A 22,299-nucleotide genomic window follows, 5' to 3' on the forward strand; every position below is an offset into this window, starting at 1 on the left:
AAATCTAAAAGTATGAGCAGTGATTGGCTTAAAATGTGGAATACAAGATTTGGGCAGAAAGAATACGCCTATGGCACACAGCCGAACGAATACCTAAAGAATAAATTGCAAGAATTGGAACCTGGAACCATTTTGTTTGGAGCGGAAGGTGAAGGTCGTAATGCAGTCTATGCAGCACAATTGGGATGGCGAGTTTCCGCTTTTGATATTAGTGAAGAAGGCAGAAAAAAAGCTTTAAAATTGGCGGAGAAAAATCAAGTAGACCTTGATTATAGGATTGGAGAATTAAGCAAACTTGGCTTTCAACCCGAACAATTTGATGCCATTGCTTTAATTTATGCCCACTTCCCTCCCAACGTTCGTACTGGCTTGCATAAATTATTGAATAGTTACCTGAAACCTGGAGGCACAATCATTTTTGAGGCTTTTAGCAAGGATCATTTGGAATACAAACAAGTCAATCCAAAAGTGGGAGGTCCAAATAATGTAGACTATTTATTTTCTCTGGACGAATTGCAAAACGATTTTTCCAATTTTGAAATCCTCGAACTCAAAAAAACAACAGTTCAACTCAATGAAGGTGATGGTCATGTTGGAATTGGTTCTGTGATTCGATTTATGGGCAAAAGGAAATAACTAAACCGCTTTACTTCTGGAGTATTGAATATCCGCCATGTTCTGATTGGCCCATTGTGCCAAATCTTGAATTATCGGCATCAAAGTTTTTGTTCGGTCAGTTAATGAATATTCCACTCTTGGAGGAATTTCTGGATATGCTTTGCGATTCACCAATCCATCAACTTCCAGTTTTTTAAGGGTAACGGTCAGCATTTTTTGAGAAATAGTGCCAATGTATTTATGTATTTCATTAAAACGCAGTACCTCCATGTCACTCAACAACATTAAAACCAACATCGACCATTTATCCCCGAACCTATCCAATACATTTCGTACGGGACAATGTTCTTCATCTGCATAGTTTTTCACATTATTATCCATAACTATCTCTTTTTCAATAGTAATTACCTAAAGGTAAGTGGCAAACCTTAAGGTCTGCTCTTGTGGAAAAGTAACTTACTATTTACCTTTGACTTACCAAAAGTAATTAAATAACTTTAATAAATTATAAAATGGCTAAAATATTGATAACTGGTGCAACTGGGGGACTAGGTGGCACCACCGCTAAATTGCTAAAAGAGAAAATAGATGTAAGCAACATTGCAGTATTGGTAAGGGACAAAGAAAGCGATAAGGCAAGAGCTTTGGCTGCTGAAGGATTTGAGCTTCGTTTGGGAGACTATGACAATCTGGAAGCATTAAAAGAAGCCTTTAAAGGCGTAGACACACTTTATTTTGTTTCCGCCAGCGATATTGGAAAACGTATTCCACAACACAAAAATGTAGTTGAAGCAGCTACAGCATCAGGAGTAAAGCACATTTTGTATACCAGTACCGTTCGTAAAGATGAATCGTCCGACGCACCATTATTTGCTGTAGTGGATGCCCACATTAAAACAGAAGAATGGATAAAGGAATCTGGCTTGACCTATACCCTTTTGCGCCACAATTTGTATGCAGAGTTAATTCCGATGTTCTTGGGTGCAAAAGAACAGTTGTTGCAATCCAAAACTATTTATTTGCCAACGGGAAATGGAAAAACTTCCTTTGTGCCCCGTGAAGACTTTGCAGAAGCAGAAGCCAATATTCTTGCTGACCCATCCAAATTTGAAAACAAAATATTGGAGTTCAATGGTAGCGAACAAACCAGTTTTGAAGAGGTTTCCAAATTATTGACCGAAACATTGGTAGAAACCATTGGCTATGTTTCCCCTGAAGTGGATGAGTTTAAAACAACCATGGCTTCGTACCAATTACCTGAAGAAATCATTGGAATGTTGACCATGTTCAGTTTAGGAATTGCCAATGGGGAATTCGACCAAACAACTGATGATTTGGAAAGTGTATTGGGCAGAAAAACGAAAACAATTAGTACTTTTTTAAGTGAAGTTTATTCCTAATCGAATCCTTAATGTTATAAAGAAACCCAAGCCATATGCTTGGGTTTTTTGTTTCTGACTAGGTATTGTTGATTTATAATACTAAGTTCAATGACAAATTCATTTATCGCAAGAAATATGTCCTTACCTCCTATTTTTGTTGATGAAGACATAAAGGTGACATCTAAATGTCGTGGTGCTGTCTATATGCGAAGGATAACTTTGTTCGTGAATTTAAAGCCATAATTTATGAACAATGCATCCATAGGAGAACGCCTCAAATACCAAAGAAAAATAAAGGGGTATTCCCAAGAAGAACTTGCCCACCGAACCAATGTTACTGTCAGAACTATTCAACGGATAGAAAAAGAAGAGGTGTCCCCTCACCTCAATACCATTAAATTATTAGCGGTTGCGTTAGAAATAGAAGTGGACGATTTGGTGGTGCTGACCAATCCCAAGGATGAAACTTTAAAAAAGAAATGGTTACTTTTAATGCATGCCACCCCATTGGTCGGATTGTTTTTGCCCCTTCTCAACGTACTTATTCCTTTGTTCCTTTGGATTCATAAAAGAGAGGACAATCCCATTTATAACGAACATGGCATAAAGGTCATCAACTTTCAAATAACGGCCTTGATCTTGGCAGTACTTTCTTTTGTGAGCTTGCTCACTATTGAAAAATGGGGCTTTTTCATCTTCATTTCAGTAGTTCCTATATGTGTGGGTATTATCATATTCAACATTATATATGTGGTGCAAAAAAATAAATGCTATTACCCTTTTTCCATACCATTTATTCGTTTAAATAAAAATCAATTGCCTACTCTCCTACTGCTATTTGGGATAATTTTCTTTTGTAGCTGTTCAGGGCCAAAATTGGAAACCCTAGAACGACTGGATGGGTCTTTGATCACAAAAGATTCTGTTACAAGAAAAATGAATCAATTAATGGAAGATGCCCAAATTCACGGTATGGCCATTACGGTATTCAACAATAACCAACCCATTTACCAAAAACAATTTGGATATAAAGATTACCTCAATAGAATTCCATTAACAGACTCTACAAATATGTATGGAGCTTCTTTTAGTAAGGCGGTATTCGGGATTTTGGTGATGAAAATGGTAGAAAAAGGAGTAATTGATTTAGACACTCGACTGGAATCATATTTACCCAAAAAAATGTATGAATACGAGCCTAAAACAAGTTGGCACGATGATTTTTCAACTTTGAAGGAAGATTCCTTGTACCACAAAATAACTGCTCGTATGTGTTTGGACCACACAACAGGTTTCAAAAATTACAGATGGTTTGAAGAGGATTACAAATTAAGGGTGCATTCGGAACCAGGAACAAAATTTGGCTATAGCGGAGAAGGTTTCATCTATTTACAAGTGGTTTTGGAAAAGCTAACTGGAAAGGGATTGGAAGAACTTGCACAAGAAAACATATTTAAGCCATTAGGAATGAATAATACGGCCTATGAATGGAAATCAAAATTTGAAAATGATTATGCTCTAGGACATGATGAAAATGGAAAATCCCTAAAAAAAGATAAAGATAATGAGCCAAGGGGCGGTGGAACTTTAGAAACAACCACAGAGGATTACACTAAGTTCTTGACCGCAGTACTCAGTCAAAAATTGATTTCTGAAGAGTCCTACAACGAGATTTTTAGCCCTCATATTAAAATTAGTACCGTAAAACAATTTGGTGAGGAAGCCAATATTTTTACCGACAAATATGATGACATCAATTTTGGTTATGGTTTGGGTTGGGGCTATTTTGAAACCCCTTATGGAAAAGCTGTTTTTAAAGAAGGTCATGGTAGTGGGTTTGTACATCATTCCGTTTTGTTTCCTGAAACAGGAAAAGGCGTCATGATCATGACAAATTTTGAAAAGGGCAATAGTATTTTCAAAGAAATTTTGGAGGTTGTAATGAAAGACGTTTATACACCATGGGAATGGGAAAATTACATTCCATATGACAAAAGATAAGTACAATTAAAGCTTTACAAGTATCTTTACATAAGCAAATTTGAGTTTTAAAATAACATGGCAAAGAAAAAATACACCATTTCGGTAATTCAACTAAATCTGAACAATACACCAGAAAACAATCTAGAAAAGTGCATAAGTTGGGTGCGTAAAGCGGCATCCCAAGGAGCGGAGATAATATCCCTTCCCGAATTGTACAGCAGTCATTATTTCTGTCAAATTGAGGATACCGAAAATTTTGCCTTTGCAGAACCATTGTATAGCACCTCCTTTACGGCTTTCAGTGCGTTGGCCAAAGAATTGGGTGTGGTAATTATTGTTCCTTTCTTTGAAAAACGAATGGCTGGCATCTATCACAACAGCGCTTATATTATCGATACAGATGGATCAGAAGCAGGTTTATATCGAAAAATGCATATTCCAGATGACCCTCATTTTTATGAAAAGTTCTATTTCACCCCTGGCGATTTAGGATTTAAAACCATTCCTACCCAAAAAGGGAAAGTGGGTACCTTGATTTGTTGGGACCAATGGTATCCAGAAGCTGCGCGGTTAACTGCTCTTCAAGGTGCTGAAGTGCTTTTCTACCCTACTGCCATTGGATGGCATCCGCAGGAAAAAGAAGAATTTGGTGAAAAGCAGCATGGTGCTTGGATGAACGTGATGAAAGGTCATGCTGTGGCCAATGGAGTTTATGTGGCGGCAGCCAATCGAATTGGATTGGAAAAATACTTACCCGATACTGCTGGAATTGAATTTTGGGGTTCCTCTTTCATCTGTGGTCCTCAAGGCGAAATTTTAGCGCAAGCTTCCCATGATAAAGAAGAAATATTGATGGCGGAAGTAGATTTAGATCTTCAGGAGAATGTACGTCAAAATTGGCCGTTCCTTCGCGATAGACGAATAGATATGTATGGTTCCATCACCAAAAGAGCCATTGACTAACATGGGAGCAAACAATTTTTGGTTTCCCGCTGAGTGGGAAAAACAGCAAGGAATTTTGCTTTGTTTTCCCCATAATGGCAACGATTGGCCTGGGAAATATGGAGCCATTCAATGGGCCTTTGTGGAATTCATTAAAAAAGTGGCCATATATGAAGAAGTGTTTTTGGTAGTTGCTTCTGAAAAACTGAAAGAAAAAGTAACTGGCCTTTTGGAAATTGCACATGTGAGCACCAAAAAGGTTTCTTTTATCATTCTCAAAACCAATCGTAGTTGGATGAGGGATTCAGGTCCAATTATCGTTAAAAAAGGAAAAGAACGAATCGCCTTGAACTTTAATTTTAATGGATGGGCCAAATACAACAATTACAAGCTAGATAGTAAAGTTCCTTCTACATTTGCGGACTTTTTGAAAGTGCCCACACAAAAGGTTACATACAAGGGCAAGCCTGTAATTTTGGAAGGTGGTGCTATCGATGTCAATGGAAAAGGCACTCTGATTACTTCCGAAGAATGTTTATTGGATCCAAAAGTTCAGGTGAGAAACTCAGGATTTACCAAAGAAGATTACGAAGCTATTTTCAAAGAATATTTAGGGGTTACAAACACCATTTGGTTGAAAGATGGGATAAAAGGCGATGATACGCACGGTCACATAGATGATTTGGCACGATTTGTAAATGAGGATACCATTGTTAGCGTTGTCGAAAATGACCCAAAATCTTCAAACTACTCCCCACTTCAGGAAAATTTGCAACGTTTGAAAGCAGCAAAACTCGAAAATGGAAAATCCCCAAAAATTATCGAGTTGCCTATGCCTCATCGTCTAGATTTTGATGGTCTCGAATTACCGGCCAGTTATGCCAACTTTTTGATTTTGAACAAAGCTGTTTTAGTTCCGACCTTCAACGATTCCAGAGACCGAGAAGCTTTGAATATTTTAGCAGAAGCATTTAAGGATAGAGAGGTGATTCCAATTAACGCCATAGATTTAATTTGGGGGTTTGGAACGTTACATTGCTTGAGTCAGCAGGTACCAGTTTAACAGGTTTTAACCAATACAGCCCTTAATCCTTGCTTAAGGCTTTTGTACCTTTGCAATGGGACTGTGTAATGTGCTTTTCAGTCCAATTTTAGTTCGGATTTATGAATTGGAAACAATCGTTCAGCAAGGAGTTAAAACTTTTTTTTAGTCTAGGTCAAAGTAGACGCAATTGGAATATTCCACTTTTGGCTTCCATATGTGTTGGGATTCCATTATTGGTCGGTCTTTATTTTGACAATCTCAGATTGGGCCTAATGGGAAGTTTGGGAGGTTTGGTAATTCTTTATCTGCCTGAAACAGGTAATAGAACATCTAGATTTGTTACCATTCTAGTAGCCTCTTTTGGTTATATCATTTCCTTTTCTGTGGGACAAATATTCAGTTTTCACCCCGTTGCATCGGTAATTGCTTTGGCCCTTTTCACATTTTTGGTGCATTGGATTGTTTTAATGTACAAAACATCACCCCCACGCAGTTTTTTCTTTGTGATGATTGCTGCTTTGTCCATATGTCAACCTTTTCATTTGGAAACTATTCCAACTAAAATCGGGGCATTGAGTCTGGGTACCATGGAAGCATGTATTCTAGGGACCATTCTTATCCTTTGGAAAACAAATCGATCAAAAGATCAGGAAGAGAAAGAGGTATATTCCATTTTTCTTAAAAACGATGCCGCTGACATTTGGGAAGCAATTGTTACCGCCGCTTTTATCTCAGGTGGACTGGCCCTTGGTTATGCTTTGGGATATCAAAATCCGTATTGGATTCCAGTTTCCAGTGCTGCCATCATGCAAGGGGCCTCATTGTATCATATGACCCAAAAAATGGCCTATCGAATTTTGGGAACCTTTGTTGGTTTGGGGCTATGTTGGTTATTACTAACTTTTGTGGATACCCCATTGGAAATCTGCATTGCCATTATCATACTACAATTCATTATTGAGTTATTGATTACCCGTCATTATGCTTTAGCGGTGATATTCATTACACCTATGACCATATTTTTATCCGAAGCTGCTAGTCCACTTATGGCCGAACCAAGTACTTTGGTTGAACTTCGATTTTGGGAAATTTGCATAGGAAGTATACTTGGCGCCCTAGGTGGCTGGGTGCTTTATAAGGAAAAACTTAGATATTCCACTTTACATGGGCTAAAGAAATTGAAAATTGGAAGAAAATAAAGTATTCTAAGTTTCACGAAAAAAAACAGGCAACCGTAAAGATTGCCTGTTTCATCATCCAAAAATCAAAATTCTACCTACTCTAGGTCTGCTTGCATTGCTTTTTTAATAACTCTAGAAGAAGCTCCAACTTTTACGGTGTAAGAGCCAGGCTCCAAACTCCATTGGGAGCTATTTTCGTTCCAATAGCGTAAACTCTTTTTAGGAATAACAACTTTTAAGGTATCAGTTGCTCCTGAGGCCAAAAGTGCTGTTTTGGCAAAGGCTTTTAGTTCTTGCTCAGGTCTATCTATTTGAGTTGAATCTTTGGAGACATAAAACTGAACCACTTCTTTACCAGATAATTCACCAATATTGGTCACTGGTATGGCCACTTTCAAAGAATCATTTTCTTGAATCATTGTCATATCCCCATATTCAAATTGGGTGTAGGAAAGTCCATAGCCAAAAGGATAGGAAACATCCAAACCAGCTTTATCAAAATGACGATAACCTACATAAATACCCTCTTCATATTCGGTATAATCCACATCTTTTACCATTTCTTCAGCAGGCACTTCATCTTTTCCAAAAAGCAAATCCGTCATTTGCATAGGAGCTCCATCTTGCGGGAAATTAGCATTACTGGCGTGATCATCAACATTTATGGGGAAAGTCATGGTCAATTTACCACTAGGATTTACGGCACCGCCTAAAATATCGGCAACAGCATTTCCACCCTCTTGACCTCCTTGCCAGGCCAATACAATTGCATCAGGCTGATCTTTCCAAGAAGCGGTTTCAATTACCCCTCCAATATTCAACACCACGATTACCTTTTTATTTGCTGCATGAAATGTTTCGCAAGTTGTTTTTAGCATATCTTTTTCCACTTCGGACAACAAAAAGTCATTAGCAACTTTCCTGTCACCACCTTCACCACTGTTACGGCCAATCGTGATAATGGCAACATCACTTTCTGAGGCAATCTCTTGCATTAGCCCATTATCGTATGTCATTTCTGGAGGCAAATAAGGATCAAACATGGCATTGATGCCCTCTGGTTTTATAAAAGCTTCCGCATTGGCACTTTTATGTGCTTCATAGGCCTCTTTTGCTTTTAAACTTACAGTAAATCCAGAGTTGGTGAGTCCCTCTTCCAAAGAAACAGAATAAGCTTCGTTCACATCGCCAGAACCTGTTCCTCCCGCAATAAAATCGTAGGAGTACAAGCCAATTAAAGCAACATTTTGCCCCTTTGAAATGGGCAGTGCATCTTTGTTTTCGAGCAACACAATACCCTCAGAGGCAGATTTTCTAGTGATATCGGCATGTGCTTTTAGATCAGGGTTTTCACCATAAGTGTAGTCCTGCATTTTCTTACTTTTAAAAATTAGGGTTAAAATGCGTCGAACAGAAGTGTCCACAGCCTCCATGTCCAAAGTGCCATCTTCTTGCCCTTCAATAAGAGCTTTCCATTGTTTTTTAGTGCCAGGTTCCAATAGATCGTTTCCTGCATTAATCATTGCAACGGCATCGTTTCCACCAAACCAATCGGACATCACCAAACCTTCAAATCCCCAATCATCACGTAAAATATCGGTCAACAAATCCCTACTTTCAGAGGTATAGGTTCTATTTACCTTGTTATAAGAGGACATTATGGTCCAAGGTTGTGCATCTTCTACTATGATTTCGAATCCCTTAAGATAAATTTCGCGCATAGCACGATCAGAAACCCGTGTATCATTAAAATTACGGTTGGTTTCTTGGTTGTTGGCCACAAAGTGTTTTACCGAGGTACCAACCCCGTTGGATTCGATGCCATTAACCATCGCAGCACCTATTTTACCTGTAACCACTGGGTCTTCGGAATAATATTCAAAGTTTCGACCGCAAAATGGATGGCGGTGAATATTGGCGCCAGGGCCAAGTATTACGTCAATTCCGTATTCCAAAGCCTCGTTCCCCATGGCATCCCCTACTTGATATACCAAGTCCGTATTCCAAGTTGAAGCCAATAAAGTTGCGATTGGAAATGCGGTACAATAAAAGGTTCGATCAATATCTTCACGGGTCGGCTCAATGCGCAAACCTGCAGGGCCATCGGATAAATTTATGGCTGGAATTCCCAAACGTGGTGTTGCTACAATAGTACCTACTACCCCTGGTATTCCCTCATCAGGATCAACCATTCCAACGCCAGAAGCCATCCCAGAACCTTTAAGCAAATGGAGTTTTTCTTCCACTGTCATTTGTGAAAGTAGGTCCTCTACCCTAGCTTCAATGGATTGGTTTGGATCTTCATACACATCCATTTTTCCATTTTCGTTGCGGTCTAAAAATGTTTTACCCTGTAATGTGAGTTCTGTTAGGTCTCTCTTTTCTTTGTAGTCATCTTCAAAATCCAAAAATTGGGATTTTAGATACCACCATCCAATAAGTCCACCCAAGATTCTATTCCCAGAATAATACCGAGGGTTTTTAATGTAATTCGAAGAAATTTTTTCATGTTTGTTTAGTATGTGACAATATGCCACAAATATAAAAATAATTTTTATGTGACAAAATGACACAAATCACTATTTTTGTTTTCATGAACTTGAATGATTTTTACGAAAAGGGAGCGCAACTGTTTTTGCCCAATCTATCTGTAGATTTAGTAATCATTGGCTACACCGACAGTAAGCTTAAATGTTTATTGCTTCAATTGGGTGATAAATGGATATTGCCAGGGGGATACATTTTACGCACAGAATCTGTAGACGATGCAACATTGCGCATTTTACAGGAGCGTACGGGATTGGATGACCCTCACTTTAAATTTTTATCGGTATTTGGAGGTAAAGACAGAAAGTTTACAGAGGAATGGCGGCAATTTTTTAAAATCAACAACCTTCCTTTTAAAGAAGATTATTGGACCAATGACCGTTTTGTGACCCTGGCCTATTATTCTTTGGTGGATTTTGAAAGTACTACTCCTGTTATTGGAAATTTGGACACCGCTTTTGGTTGGTTTGATTTAGACCAATTGCCCAATATGATGATGGACCACAAAGAAATTGTTTTGACGGCCAAAGAGCGCTTAAAGGAAGATGTGCGTCACGAATATTTATCCTACAATCTATTAGCAGAGGATTTTACCATGCCTCAATTGCATCAATTGCATCAAACTATTTTGGGAGAGGAATTGGATCGAAGTCGTTTTCAGAAAAAAATGTTGGCTTCTGGAATGTTTGAGCGTCTTCCCAAACTGCAAACCGATAGCCCAGGAAGAAAACCTTATCTATATCGTGTAAAAAAGGACTAGAATGGCTTCAATAGCTTGATTTAGCGGTGGAATTGACTTAAATTGGTTACCCACTTAATAACCAAGCCATGAAACCCAACTACTATTTCTCCTTCCTTGCTTTTATTTTCATTTTAGCCAGTTGCTCTCAACCACAAAATTTTGATATCCTCATTAAAAATGGGCAGATCGTAGATGGTTCTGGTCAACCCTCTTACATTGGAGCGGTTGGTATAAACGCCGATACTATCGCTGCCGTTGGGGATTTGGGTGATGCCACTGGAACTACCGAGATTGATGCTACTGGTTTAGCTGTTTCTCCAGGATTTATAAATATGTTGAGCTGGGCAACCGAATCTTTGATTGAAGATGGACGGTCTATGGCAGACATTAAACAAGGCGTTACACTTGAAGTTTTTGGAGAGGGCTGGTCCATGGGACCGTTAAATAAATCTATGAAAGAGGACGAAAAAGAAAGTCAAGGTGATATAAAATATGAAATCGCTTGGGAATCTTTAAATGAATATCTGGAATACTTGACCACCAAGGGAATATCCCCGAACGTAGCTTCCTTTGTTGGAGCAACCACCCTTCGTGTTTACACGGTTGGGTACGAAGACCGCGCCCCTACTCCACAGGAATTGGATACTATGAAATTGTTGGTGAAAGAGGCCATGGAAGATGGTGCTTTGGGTGTAGGATCCTCCTTAATTTATGCCCCAGCCTTTTATTCTAGCACCGAGGAATTGATTGAACTTTGCAAAGTAGCTGCTGAGTATGATGGTATGTACATTAGTCATATGCGCAGTGAAGGTTCCAGATTATTGGAAAGTTTGGATGAATTGATTCAAATTGCAGATGAGGCTGGGATCAGAGCAGAAATCTATCATTTAAAACAAAGTGGAAAGGAAAACTGGACCAAGTTTGATGATGTGGTAGCTAAAGTTGATTCGGCGAATGCGGCAGGATTGCATATTACTGCAGATATGTACAATTATGTTGCAGGTGCTACAGGATTGGATGCCTCTATGCCGCCTTGGGTACAAGAAGGCGGGTATGAAAAGTGGGCAGAACGTTTGCAAGATCCTAAAATCCGTAAGCAATTAATGACTGAAATGACAACTCCCACAACTGAATGGGAAAGTTTGATGATGGCAGCGGGGGATCCCAGTAAAATTCTATTGGTAGGATTTAGAGCAGATTCTTTAAAATATTTAACTGGAAAAACTTTAAAAGAGGTAGCTGAAATGCGAGGCGCTTCTCCAGAGGAAACTGCGATGGATTTGGTAGTGCAAGATGGAAGTCGCGTAACCACCATTTACTTTTTAATGTCGGAAGACAATGTAAAAAAACAAATTGCTTTGCCTTGGATGAGTTTTGGTTCGGATGCTGGCTCCCCTGCCACTGAGGGTGTATTCTTAAAGTCGAGCACCCATCCAAGAACCTATGGCAACGTGGCCCGATTGTTGGGTAAATATGTGCGGGATGAAAAAGTGATTTCCTTGGAGGAAGCTGTCCATAAACTTTCACAATGGCCTGCCACCAATCTTAAAATTAAAAAACGAGGCAGTTTAACCGAGGGTAATTATGCCGATGTTGTACTGTTCGACCCAAAAACCATTACCGATAAAGCAACTTTTGAAGACCCTCACCAATACTCAGAAGGGGTTTTGCACGTTTTTGTTAATGGCAAGCAAGTATTAAAGGATGGAGAGCATACTGGAGCAATGCCTGGTCAAGTAGTTCGTGGTCCTGGTTACATTAAACAATAATGAAAATTCATAAATTCAATTTTTAAATGAGTCCCCTTACATTCTTTTATTCAATTATTTTATCCTTTCCATTTTTACTTGGAAATACCTCTGAAAATCAATCCAAAGAACCTGAATCTTTCCCTACGCATTGGTACGAGATATCAACTATTGATGGAGAAGATGTAATTTTTATTCCTTGCGATTACCAGAACACAGAGTTTATTTTTGAAGACACTGATAAAAAAAACAAACTCATTGAGGTAACGGGACAAGATGGATGGGAAAGTACCGTGGATGGAATTATAACTATTGATGATACAACCACAAAAGTGAATATTAGAAGACCTGATAATGTCAAAATCACCTTTACAGTCACCAAAATCAGCCCCTATTTATCCAATTGGTCGTGGAAAGAGCCTAATTATGATGGCGGAATGACGCAATATTCCACTAAAATGACCTCAGAAGCTTTTAAGGATAAGTTTAAAGTGGTGGAAGAACCGCCGTGTATGTAAATAAAAATTAAAGCATCTCGTCCAATTAAACTTTAAACTGCTTAAAATCAAATTTATATATCTTTATGATTATCAATAAACACTAAACTTGATAATTATGAAAAGACTACTTTCCTCTTCATTTTGGGTAACTTCCCTGATAATCGGACTTTATAGCTGTCAGCAACCACAAAAACCTGAACAACTTTCTGGACCTGATTATTCCGAACAAGTTAAACAAATCATTGAGGCTAAAAACGAAAAGGTAGAAGCTTGGTATTTGGCTGGCCAAGTAGATTCTGTAGCCACTATTTTTGCAGATAACAGCATTCAAATGCCCCCAAATATGCCACCTTTGGTAGGGATTGAAAATTATAAAACAGGTTGGGCACAAAATTTTCAATTTGGAAAATGGGATTTTGATTTGATGACTCAAGAGGTTAAAGCTTCTGGAAATCTAGCAACTGAATTGGGAAAATATACAGTGATTTTCACTCCCAATGAAAACTCTCCAATACCTCCAATGAACGATAAAGGAAATTATGTGGTTCTTTGGGAAAAGATTAATGGGGATTGGAAAATTCTTTGGGATGCGCCAGTAAGCGAGGTGCCTTTGCCTATGCCAACTATGGACTCTTCTCCAGAATAATTATTGGGTTTTATTTTTCGCTTCAATCCACTTGGCCATATATTTTGTGCTGGACATGGTTTGGGATTGCAGCATTTTTCCAATAAAGTTTTTGGAACGGTGATAATCTAAAGTTTTGGTTAAGGTTTGGAGTCGCTCTTTAAATTGTAGTTGAAGTTTTTCTTTATTGTAAAAGTTTTGAAGTAACCAAACACCTTGCTTTTGTGCATTCCTCCAGATTTCTTGATCGTGGTATAATTGAATTGCAGCTTGGGCAAAGATGTCCCAATCGTCAGTAATGGTTCCATTCCAGTCTTGGTCTCCGTGCATTCCTTCGGCCCCGATACTTGTGGTTACAGTTGGGGTTCCCGTTCGCATGGCATCCAATAATTTCCCTTTGATTCCTGCTCCAAATTGAATTGGTGCCAACAATACTCGTGAAGTTGTAAGAACCTCTTTCGCATTTTTGGCCCAACCCTCAACTAAAAACCCATTGTTAGGATCGTGCATTTCGTTTACTTGTTGAGGCAAATAGGCACCATAAATATGAAGTTCAGCTTTAGGCAATTGTTTACGAATGAGTGGCCATATTTCATTTCTTAAAATTTTCACTGCATCCACATTTGGAGCGTGTTTTCCATTTCCAATACTTACGAATCCTTTTCGTTCCTCAAAACTGGGTAACGGTTCATCTAAAACATCAACCATAAAGGGCAAGTGGAGTAACAACTCAGAAGGGATTTGTAATTGCTCCTCCAATATGTCCATTTCGAAGGTGGAAATCATCAAGCTAACATCACAGCGATAGATACTGGCTACTTCACGAAGGGTTATGGGATGGTTTTTCCATTGTGCCAAATCAAAGGGGAGATTTTGCTTATGTGCCTCTTCCCTAGCCTTTCGCAAAGCATGAAGGTCTTCGGTATTTAAAATACGAAGAGCATTGGGAGCAAATTCAGCTACCCGCCACCCAAATTGTTCTTCCATCATAAAACGGTCGAATACTACCACTTCAGGCTTTAATTCTTGAATGAAGTCATCAAAACTGGAATGATTTAGCTGAATGGGAGTCTCTAAAATTCTCATTGATTGTAAGTCCAAGCTATATTCAGTTTTGCTTGCCGTACTAGCAAAAGTAATTTGATATCCAAATGCCAAAAACGCTTCCAACAGTTGCTGCATACGACCTCCAGCGGCCGTGGTGGTAGGCTCGGGCCAAACATAACCGATAACTAGGAGTTTTTGAGACATGGAGGTAAAAGTACGAAGTTGGAGGTAGAAAGTTAAAACTCCAGTGCAAGACAAGTTCAAATTCAAACTTCAAACTCAAAATCTTATCATCGAACAATCCAATAATCGCTTAATGACTCAAATTTACTCGAAGTACAATTGTCAAGTTGAAATTCAAGTTCAAGCTCAAATTCAAAAATCTAATAATCCAACAATCGAACAATCAAGCAATCCAAAAATCTAAGAATCCAAAAATCTAAGAATCCAACAATCCAATGCTACATTCTAGCGGCAAACTTTTTAGAGATGCTGGATCGTAATTTTCGTTCGTAATCCTCCTCCAACCACTCTTTGTAGTTTTTGGTGTTGTTCATGATGCAATACGAATATTGTTTTACCCGATACTGAATTTCGTCTTTGAGCTCTTTGGCCAAAATACGCGCATCGAAAACATCTTCACTGTTTTCCACGCAGATTTCAGCATGTTGCTCAATACTCAATTCCAGAACCTCCTTAGATTTTCTTCCTTGGGCAAATATCTTTTTGTACTCTTCTTTTACATCAAAAGTTATGTTGTCGGACTTACTAAATTTAGCTCTGAGGTCATCTGGCATTTCATAGACAAAGTCACGTTCAATTTCCTCATCATTTTTAATGTTTTCCAAATAAAAATCGGGGAAATGGAAGATTTCTTGCCAATCAATAGGTGCATCCCAAGGACCAAAACGAGCCAGATTGTTACCTAAATCAATAACATTAAACTCATCTTTGTTTGGCAACACCCTTGATCCCCTACCGATCATTTGGAAATATAGGGTCAAAGATCTAGTGGCTCGATTCAGAATTATGGATTCTACGGTAGGTTCATCGAAACCTGTGGTCAAAATACTTACCGAAGTTAAAATAGCATCTGGGGTGTTGGCAAACCACTCCAAAATATCTTTACGTTCTGTGGCTGTATTTTTGTTATCTAGATGTCGAACATTGTAGCCCGCCTTTTTAAAGGTTTCGTAAACGTAGAGCGAGGTATTGATCCCATTATTAAAAATAAGCGTTTTGGTTCCTTTCGCAATTTCTTCATAGGCCGTAAGCAACTTGCCCAGCATGCTATGGTTGCTATAAAACTCATCGGAAGATTTTACGGTATAATCCCCGTTGATTCCCAATTTTAGGGTACGAAGGCTTACATCATAATTGTAAAGATTAGCCTTGGCCAAAAATTCCTTATCAATCAACGATTTAATGGATTCCCCAATGATCAAGTGTTTGTAATTATCCTTCATGGGGAGTTTGATGTTGGAGCTCAATGGCGTTGCAGTTACTCCAAGAATGGTAGAGTTTTCAAAGTATTTGAAAAGCTTCCGAAAGGAATTATAGTGAGCCTCATCAATAATTACCAGACCAATATTGTTGATTTTCACCTTTTCTTCCTGCAGACGGTTGTTCAAGGTCTCTACCATGGCCACAAAACACATGTAATCGTCTTGGTCCATCAATTCCTTGACCTCACTATTGATTACCTTGTTGGCCACTCCGAACCCGTGGAGCATCTTAGAGGTTTGTTTGCTTAATTCGATGCGATGGGTAAGCACCATTACTTTTTTACCCGTTTGCTCAATAAAGCGACGTGTGATTTCAGAAAAAACCACAGTTTTCCCTCCACCAGTGGGCAACTGATATAATATATTGGTGCCCGTGGGAAGTTTTTCCAGTTGGGTGAAAATCTTATTCAGATCTTCTTCCTGATAATCGTATAATTTCTTCTTCTTAATCTTTTTGTTTACCTGCAAAGGATATGGATTATGGGTTCTTCAATAAAAAACCCTACAAAATTAGGAGTTTTTTGGGCGTAAGCCCAATTGTATTTCTGGTTTTCTATCAAGATACTATCAACAATTTGTTTTCATACGAGTTTTTCGGCAAATCCTTGCTATTGCTCATAACATTTTGATAACAATAACATTTTCGGTTTGGAAATAAGGCGAATATGACGTATAATGATAGCTTATAACACTTACAAAAAACCATACTTCAGCATGAGGCAGCTTAAAATTATCAAACAGGTCACGAACCGCGAATCCAAATCCCTTGACAAATACCTGCAGGACATCAGTAAAATTGATTTGATTACTGCGCAGGAAGAAGTTGAGCTAGCACAACGGATTAGGGAAGGTGATCAGGTTGCTTTAGAAAAGTTGACAAATGCAAACCTTAGGTTTGTGGTATCTGTGGCAAAGCAATACCAAAACCAAGGATTGAAATTACCCGATTTGATCAATGAAGGGAATGTAGGTTTGGTAAAAGCAGCCAAACGTTTTGATGAAACCCGTGGATTTAAATTTATTTCCTATGCGGTTTGGTGGATTCGTCAATCCATTCTTCAAGCCTTGGCCGAACAATCCAGGGTGGTGCGATTGCCATTGAACAAAATTGGTTCCATAAATAAAATTAAAAAGACCTTTTCCTATTTGGAACAAGCCCATGAGCGTCCACCATCTCCAGAAGAGATTGCCAAAGAATTGGATATGACCGTATCTGAGGTGAAACAATCTTTAAAGAATACAGGTAGGCACGTTTCTATGGATGCACCTTTAAAAGAAGGGGAAACTTCTAATTTGTACGATGTACTCAATGCGGGAGATTCACCAAAACCAGATAACGGGCTGATGCATCAATCGTTGAACACTGAAATTAACAGGGCATTGGATACGCTTTCACCAAGAGAAGCAGATGTGGTGCGTTTGTATTACGGTATCGGTGACCAACCCTCCATGACCTTGGAAGAAATTGGAAGTACTTTTGATCTTACGCGTGAAAGAGTACGTCAAATTCGGGAAAAAGCGATCCGAAAGCTGCGGCACACGTCTAAAAGCAAAATTTTGAAATCGTATTTGGGATAATTTACCAAAACCTTAAAAATAGAAAAGGGGATGTTGAACAACATCCCCTTTTCCATGATATACTACTTAAACATCAAGGTTTGCTCAACAAACTAATTTCAAAATCGGTGAGCAGTTCATTTAAATCTCGAATAAAATTCAAGTAAGCGCTGTTTTCTTGGTTATAATTTTTCATTGGATAACATTTGGGGTGTTTATCTATAAATAATCTAGTTCGGCAAGTTGGTTTATGGTCAATATCTCGTTGAGTTCTTGTAAAAAAGCCAAGTATTCTTCTCCGTAGGTGTCGTACAACATAGTTCTTTATTGGTATTAAGTTTGGGTCTATGGTATAACGTGAATCTATTTTAAAGATTATATGAAAACAACATTTTGTGGTGAAAAGGCCTACTTAGGTTGTGTAAATTCAATTAATCTTCCATTTCCAAAATGTCAAGCTCTACTTCAAAATCCAACTCGGGATCTGTTTTGCTTGGTCTAATGTTGAATTCATCATAAATAAAACATAGACTCATCGGTAACCTTCTACGTTCGGTATTGGTCATCAATCCTAATTTGGATTGTAGTTCATTCTTAATTTGAAATGCTTTGTTGCTGATCTTGGGGTTTGAATGGGATTCCAACTCGGTCAAAAAAGGAATTTCTTTCTTATCCCCTACTTCAAGTATTTCATCCAATAACATCAGTTTACATTCCACATCGGTACAATGTTGGAACAGTGGATAAAAAATGCTTTGCAGGTATTCGGGTAATTCGTTTTCTGCCATGATGTTGCTTTTTTACATAGTTCTAAACACTTCCATTTCAAAATCTACCTGCTCTTCCACAATCGGGTATTCCTGAAGGAATTGATCGTAAAGAAAAGCATGGTGCTTCATATCGTTGTCGGTTTTACAGAGACGGGAAATTTGGTCTGTAATTTCCAATAAGCTTCTAATTTTCATCATTTGAAGACTTGGCCCAACCTTCTGGCAAGCATTGTCCAGAGCTTCAAAATTTCGGTTCATCAGATGTATTTTGGCACTTCCGATAAACTCAAGAATGTTTTGTTTGAACACTTTTACCAACTCTTCCATAAGCTCCATCTGTCCCATACAATCTTCGAGTACGGGCTTTAGGTTGATCTTATTGGATGTATAGTCAGATTCCAAGGTTCGTTCTATAAATTGAAAATTCGTTGTAAAATTCTTTGGGGGAGTCATGTTTTTTTGGTCGGTAGTGGTTGGTATATTTTGCGCTATTTGCTTCAACTCGTTTACTAATTCTGCTTGTTCATCCGTTAAGCGTGTTTTTTCCAGTGCTTTTATCAAACAAATGCAGCGATCCTGTGCTGCTGGAGTCAGCGGAGCGGCAAATGTGCTTTCAATTCCCACTTTTTGATAAATTTTCTGCAGTTGTTCCATTTCTGAAATCCCGAACACCTTGCTTTCCAATCCGTGCTTAAAGAGCTCAAAGGATTTTTTCAGTTCACCTGCTTCGACAACACCCAATTCTTCATATGAAAATGAGCTCAATCCGATTTCTAGTTTCTCTAGATAGTTAAGTAATTCTCGCGTCCCCAAAATATGTATAGAAAAATGGTTAATCCTTCTAAAAATCTCCAATTAATTGAGGGATTACAATTTATTGTTATGTACCTACTCTATTTTGTTGTCAAATTGTTTTATTTGTATGTATAAACAACCTGAACATGAAATATTTTTATCTATTATTTAGTATTGCCCTGCTCACTTCTTGTGGGGAGAAAAAACCTGAAAAAACCGAAACTTTGGAAGAAAAAGCACAACGAATCCATGATTCAGTGATCACCATTGATACGCATGACGATATCAACGTTCAAAACTTTACCGATAGCATCAACTATACCCAACGTTTGGATACTCAAGTAAATCTGCCAAAAATGAACGAAGGTGGTTTGGATGTGGCTTGGTTTATTGTGTACACGGGTCAAGATACATTGACTACTGAAGGATATGCCAAAGCGTCTGAAAATGCCATTTCTAAATTTGAGGCCATTCACAAATTGTGTGAGGAAATTGCTCCTGATCAAATTGAACTGGCTTTGACTTCTGATGATGTTCGCAGAATTGTAGCTGCAGGAAAAAAAGTGGCCATGATCGGCGTTGAAAATGCCTACCCTATTGGTGAAGACCTATCCAAAATTGAAGAATACCAAAAACGTGGTGCCAGATACATTTCATTGGCGCACAATGGACATAGCCAGTTCAGTGACTCAAACACTGGAGAAAGAGATAGTATTTGGATGCACAATGGTTTAAGTGAATTGGGTAAACAAGCTGTTGCCGAAATGAACCGTGTTGGAATTATGATCGATGTTTCCCACCCATCCAAAGAAGCTATGAAGCAAATGATCGAGTTGACCAAAGCTCCAATCATTGCTTCCCACTCTTCTGCCAGAGCTTTGTGTGGACATAGCCGTAATTTGGACGATGAGCAATTGTTGTTAATGAAAGAAAACGGCGGAGTTGTTCAAACCGTAGCATTTAGCTCTTATTTAAACACCGAAAAGAACGATGCCAGATCAGCATATGTTAGTGAAATCAGCAAGAAAGTTGCGGATTCTTTGGGCATCGAATGGTTCGAGCGTTCTCAATTTTCAACTTTGACTCCTGAACAGCGTGAATCTTTCTTTGCTAACTACAGAAAAGTCCAAGGCATGGCACAAGACTTGGCTGCCAAAGATCCAAATGCCCCACCAGCAGTCAATGTTTCCGATTTTGTGGATCACATCGACTACATGGTGAAATTAATTGGTATTGACCACGTAGGAATCAGCTCCGATTTTGATGGAGGTGGTGGAATTGAAGGTTGGTCAGATGCTTCGGAAACCTTTAATGTTACCTTGGAATTGGTAAAAAGAGGATATACCGAAGAAGAAATTGACAAACTTTGGGGTGGCAACCTATTAAGAGTGCTTGACGAAGTTCAGGCCGTGGCCAAAACTTTGAACTAGGAGTTTTCCTCCTTTTCCTTTTTTGCCAAACGATCTTTTACGTATTCAATTTTTGTTTTTCCGTGGGCCCTTGGATTACCATTATCATCCAAGTTCACCATAATAATATTGTCTACGGTAACAATACTTTCGTGGGTCATCTTGTTTCTTACCTCGCAATTGAGGGAAATTGAGGTGACCCCGAATTTTATTACATCAATTCCAATTTCAATCACATCCCCTTCCGTGGCGGTGCTCATAAAATTGATTTCGGACATATATTTGGTGACTACCTTTTTATTTTCGAGCTGAATAATGCTATAAAGCACAGCCTCTTCGTCTATCCAGGCAAGTACTTTCCCGCCAAAAAGTGTTCCATTGGCGTTCAAGTCTTCGGGTTTAACCCATTTTCTTGTGTGAAATCGCATTGTGAAACGAATTTAGATTCAGGGACAAAGTTACTTTAATAGCGTTTACATTGTAACTTCTTTACCCTACTAATTTTATATAATTATCAATTTGAAACAATTCATATTCAGGCACTAAATAGAACATAATTTTGAATAGCTTGAATTTAAAATTCCGCTAAAAATAAGGTTGTATTTTGCATAAGGCTGTTTTTTTAGTATTTGATAGGGAATTTCATCTTCTTGTTCATAACATCGTTAACAACTATCACGTTTGGAAAAAGTGTCTGGATTTTGATTGCGTAATTTTAGGAAAACTTGCAACCATGGACTCACGATCCAAACGTCTAGTCGACATACGTCCAGACATTTTAAAGGCCCATTTCAACAATCAAATGGGTTTTGATGAACGTTTTCAGAACCAAACTTTGCGCCCCGTAATCAAGCTCCAGAACCTTTTATTGGTTGAGGCTTTTAAGAATTACGCGAACAAACATAAGGGTGTTTTCTATGGTCTTCCTTTGGAAAAAAAGATGGAATACATAGAGCGTGCCATTCAAAAGGACATCAAGTTCAGGAATGCTCTCAAAGGCATGATCATTGGTCAATTTACCGTTGAAGAATACCGCGATTACATTACAAATTCATCCGCATTGAATAAGCGAATGATGAATATTGTGGTGGAACGGTTAAAAGATCAGATTCAATTGTTTGAACAGGAAGAAGCCTTGTTACAGGACTGATTCTCCATTCAAGTTGGTGGTGAGAATGTCGCTCATCAAATCAAAGTAAGGACGAATTGCCTTAAAGGATGAATCCACTTCATCCAAAAAGTTATCGGACAACACTTCTTTATCAGTAAACTTTCGGGTAAAGACATATTGTTGTTTTTTAATCAGATCAATATCTGGATGGTCTTTATCAAAACCTTTAGGTGCTGTTTTTAATTCATCTCCTTGAAGATCTCCCCAAATATTTTTCAAATTATCATGACCAATTACGTCTCTAAACTCATTGGCATCCATTTCCAATTCCTTTCTAATCCGCTTTAAATCTTCTTTGTTGGGAGCCCAAAAACCTGTAGCTATCATAGAATCTCCTGGACTTAAATGCACATAATATCCTCCTCTTAAATGAGCACCTAACCTTGAAAACGAAGCTGCCAAATGACTTTTATAAGGGGTTTTGTCCTTGGAAAAACGAACATCCCTATAAATTCGGAACATTTTCATTTTTTCTATCTCATCGTGGTGTTCCAATTGTTCTTTCACAGATTCAAAAAAGCCTTTCACTGACTTTTCATGCAATTTGAAGGTGGGTTTGTTTTCTTCAAACCATTCCTTATTGTTATTGGCCCTCAACTGGGACAAAAAATCAAAAACTTCTTTTGAAACTGTAATTTTAGATGCCATTTGATTGATGATATGTTATTTTTAATCTAAAGTTACCCTTTTATATGGGTGCGTGGTAAGGATTTGTCTAATTTTAAGACAATA

21 protein-coding genes are annotated in these 22,299 nt (G+C 38.3%); 13 read left to right on the top strand and 8 right to left on the bottom strand.

Annotated elements, in window-relative coordinates:
- Window positions 1-12: 12 nt before the first annotated feature.
- A complete protein-coding gene (locus BLQ18_RS12360; RefSeq protein WP_090296568.1) occupies window positions 13-636 on the top strand; it encodes a class I SAM-dependent methyltransferase in 624 nt (207 codons plus the stop codon).
- Here the strand turns inward: BLQ18_RS12360 and BLQ18_RS12365 are convergent, their stop codons facing one another.
- On the bottom strand, window positions 637-999 hold the full coding sequence (locus BLQ18_RS12365) for a winged helix-turn-helix transcriptional regulator (RefSeq protein ID WP_217630553.1): 363 nt from the start codon (window positions 997-999) through the stop codon (window positions 637-639). It lies immediately after the preceding gene.
- Window positions 1,000-1,130: 131 nt separating this feature from the next.
- Here BLQ18_RS12365 and BLQ18_RS12370 point away from each other — a divergent pair, with 131 nt between their 5' ends.
- The 5 genes from BLQ18_RS12370 (at window position 1,131) to BLQ18_RS12390 (ending at window position 7,169) form a co-directional block, all read left to right on the top strand.
- A complete protein-coding gene (locus tag BLQ18_RS12370) occupies window positions 1,131-2,018 on the top strand; it encodes an SDR family oxidoreductase (RefSeq protein WP_090296571.1) in 888 nt (295 codons plus the stop codon).
- A gap of 228 nt (window positions 2,019-2,246) precedes the next feature.
- Window positions 2,247-4,001: a serine hydrolase gene (locus BLQ18_RS12375; RefSeq protein ID WP_090296572.1), complete on the top strand. Its 1,755-nt coding sequence runs from the start codon at window positions 2,247-2,249 to the stop codon at window positions 3,999-4,001.
- A 57-nt stretch (window positions 4,002-4,058) separates the two neighbouring features.
- Window positions 4,059-4,946, top strand: a complete 888-nt coding sequence (locus tag BLQ18_RS12380) for a carbon-nitrogen hydrolase (RefSeq protein WP_090296576.1) — start codon at window positions 4,059-4,061, stop codon at window positions 4,944-4,946.
- 1 nt (window position 4,947) lies between these two features.
- Complete coding sequence (locus BLQ18_RS12385; protein WP_090297585.1) at window positions 4,948-5,988, top strand: agmatine deiminase family protein; 1,041 nt, start codon at window positions 4,948-4,950, stop codon at window positions 5,986-5,988.
- A gap of 101 nt (window positions 5,989-6,089) precedes the next feature.
- Complete coding sequence (locus tag BLQ18_RS12390; RefSeq protein ID WP_090296580.1) at window positions 6,090-7,169, top strand: FUSC family protein; 1,080 nt, start codon at window positions 6,090-6,092, stop codon at window positions 7,167-7,169.
- A 77-nt stretch (window positions 7,170-7,246) separates the two neighbouring features.
- On the opposite strand, the gene BLQ18_RS12395 is transcribed toward BLQ18_RS12390, so the two are convergent.
- Window positions 7,247-9,559 carry a glycoside hydrolase family 3 C-terminal domain-containing protein gene (locus BLQ18_RS12395; protein ID WP_245668118.1) on the bottom strand — a complete coding sequence of 771 codons (2,313 nt, stop codon included), beginning with the start codon at window positions 9,557-9,559 and terminating at the stop codon, window positions 7,247-7,249.
- Between the two features lie 185 nt (window positions 9,560-9,744).
- Here BLQ18_RS12395 and BLQ18_RS12400 point away from each other — a divergent pair, with 185 nt between their 5' ends.
- From BLQ18_RS12400 to BLQ18_RS12415, 4 genes are all read left to right on the top strand, one after another.
- Window positions 9,745-10,458: an NUDIX hydrolase gene (locus tag BLQ18_RS12400; RefSeq protein WP_139150394.1), complete on the top strand. Its 714-nt coding sequence runs from the start codon at window positions 9,745-9,747 to the stop codon at window positions 10,456-10,458.
- 68 nt (window positions 10,459-10,526) lie between these two features.
- Entirely contained in the window at window positions 10,527-12,209 is a 1,683-nt protein-coding gene (locus BLQ18_RS12405) for an N-acyl-D-amino-acid deacylase family protein (RefSeq protein ID WP_090296589.1), read from the top strand.
- Window positions 12,210-12,235: 26 nt separating this feature from the next.
- Window positions 12,236-12,706 (top strand): hypothetical protein, encoded by a 471-nt coding sequence (locus BLQ18_RS12410; RefSeq protein WP_090296592.1) that lies wholly within the window; start codon window positions 12,236-12,238, stop codon window positions 12,704-12,706.
- Between the two features lie 97 nt (window positions 12,707-12,803).
- A complete protein-coding gene (locus BLQ18_RS12415; RefSeq protein ID WP_090296595.1) occupies window positions 12,804-13,334 on the top strand; it encodes a YybH family protein in 531 nt (176 codons plus the stop codon).
- On the opposite strand, the gene BLQ18_RS12420 is transcribed toward BLQ18_RS12415, so the two are convergent.
- Both BLQ18_RS12420 and BLQ18_RS12425 read right to left on the bottom strand, forming a co-directional pair.
- Window positions 13,335-14,564 carry a glycosyltransferase gene (locus BLQ18_RS12420; protein WP_090296599.1) on the bottom strand — a complete coding sequence of 410 codons (1,230 nt, stop codon included), beginning with the start codon at window positions 14,562-14,564 and terminating at the stop codon, window positions 13,335-13,337.
- A 257-nt stretch (window positions 14,565-14,821) separates the two neighbouring features.
- Window positions 14,822-16,333, bottom strand: coding sequence for a DEAD/DEAH box helicase (locus BLQ18_RS12425; protein ID WP_090296604.1), 1,512 nt, complete (start codon window positions 16,331-16,333; stop codon window positions 14,822-14,824).
- Window positions 16,334-16,579: 246 nt separating this feature from the next.
- On the opposite strand from BLQ18_RS12425, the gene BLQ18_RS12430 reads away from it, so the two are divergent.
- A complete protein-coding gene (locus tag BLQ18_RS12430) occupies window positions 16,580-17,443 on the top strand; it encodes a sigma-70 family RNA polymerase sigma factor (RefSeq protein WP_090297587.1) in 864 nt (287 codons plus the stop codon).
- Window positions 17,444-17,853: 410 nt separating this feature from the next.
- Here BLQ18_RS12430 and BLQ18_RS12435 read toward each other — a convergent pair whose 3' ends face one another.
- Window positions 17,854-18,210, bottom strand: coding sequence for a hypothetical protein (locus BLQ18_RS12435; RefSeq protein ID WP_090296608.1), 357 nt, complete (start codon window positions 18,208-18,210; stop codon window positions 17,854-17,856).
- A 12-nt stretch (window positions 18,211-18,222) separates the two neighbouring features.
- Window positions 18,223-18,957: a hypothetical protein gene (locus BLQ18_RS12440; RefSeq protein ID WP_139150395.1), complete on the bottom strand. Its 735-nt coding sequence runs from the start codon at window positions 18,955-18,957 to the stop codon at window positions 18,223-18,225.
- A 176-nt stretch (window positions 18,958-19,133) separates the two neighbouring features.
- Here BLQ18_RS12440 and BLQ18_RS12445 point away from each other — a divergent pair, with 176 nt between their 5' ends.
- Window positions 19,134-20,417 (top strand): dipeptidase, encoded by a 1,284-nt coding sequence (locus BLQ18_RS12445; protein ID WP_090296619.1) that lies wholly within the window; start codon window positions 19,134-19,136, stop codon window positions 20,415-20,417.
- On the opposite strand, the gene BLQ18_RS12450 is transcribed toward BLQ18_RS12445, so the two are convergent.
- Window positions 20,414-20,824 carry an acyl-CoA thioesterase gene (locus tag BLQ18_RS12450; RefSeq protein WP_090296623.1) on the bottom strand — a complete coding sequence of 137 codons (411 nt, stop codon included), beginning with the start codon at window positions 20,822-20,824 and terminating at the stop codon, window positions 20,414-20,416. The genes BLQ18_RS12445 and BLQ18_RS12450 overlap by 4 nt on opposite strands.
- A 305-nt stretch (window positions 20,825-21,129) precedes the next feature.
- Here BLQ18_RS12450 and BLQ18_RS12455 point away from each other — a divergent pair, with 305 nt between their 5' ends.
- Entirely contained in the window at window positions 21,130-21,546 is a 417-nt protein-coding gene (locus BLQ18_RS12455; protein ID WP_090296626.1) for a glyoxalase, read from the top strand.
- Here the strand turns inward: BLQ18_RS12455 and BLQ18_RS12460 are convergent.
- Window positions 21,535-22,215, bottom strand: coding sequence for a DUF2461 domain-containing protein (locus tag BLQ18_RS12460; RefSeq protein WP_090296634.1), 681 nt, complete (start codon window positions 22,213-22,215; stop codon window positions 21,535-21,537). The genes BLQ18_RS12455 and BLQ18_RS12460 overlap by 12 nt on opposite strands.
- Between the last annotated feature and the right edge of the window lie 84 nt (window positions 22,216-22,299).

This window comes from Flagellimonas zhangzhouensis (assembly GCF_900102925.1).
GTDB lineage: Bacteria > Bacteroidota > Bacteroidia > Flavobacteriales > Flavobacteriaceae > Flagellimonas > Flagellimonas zhangzhouensis.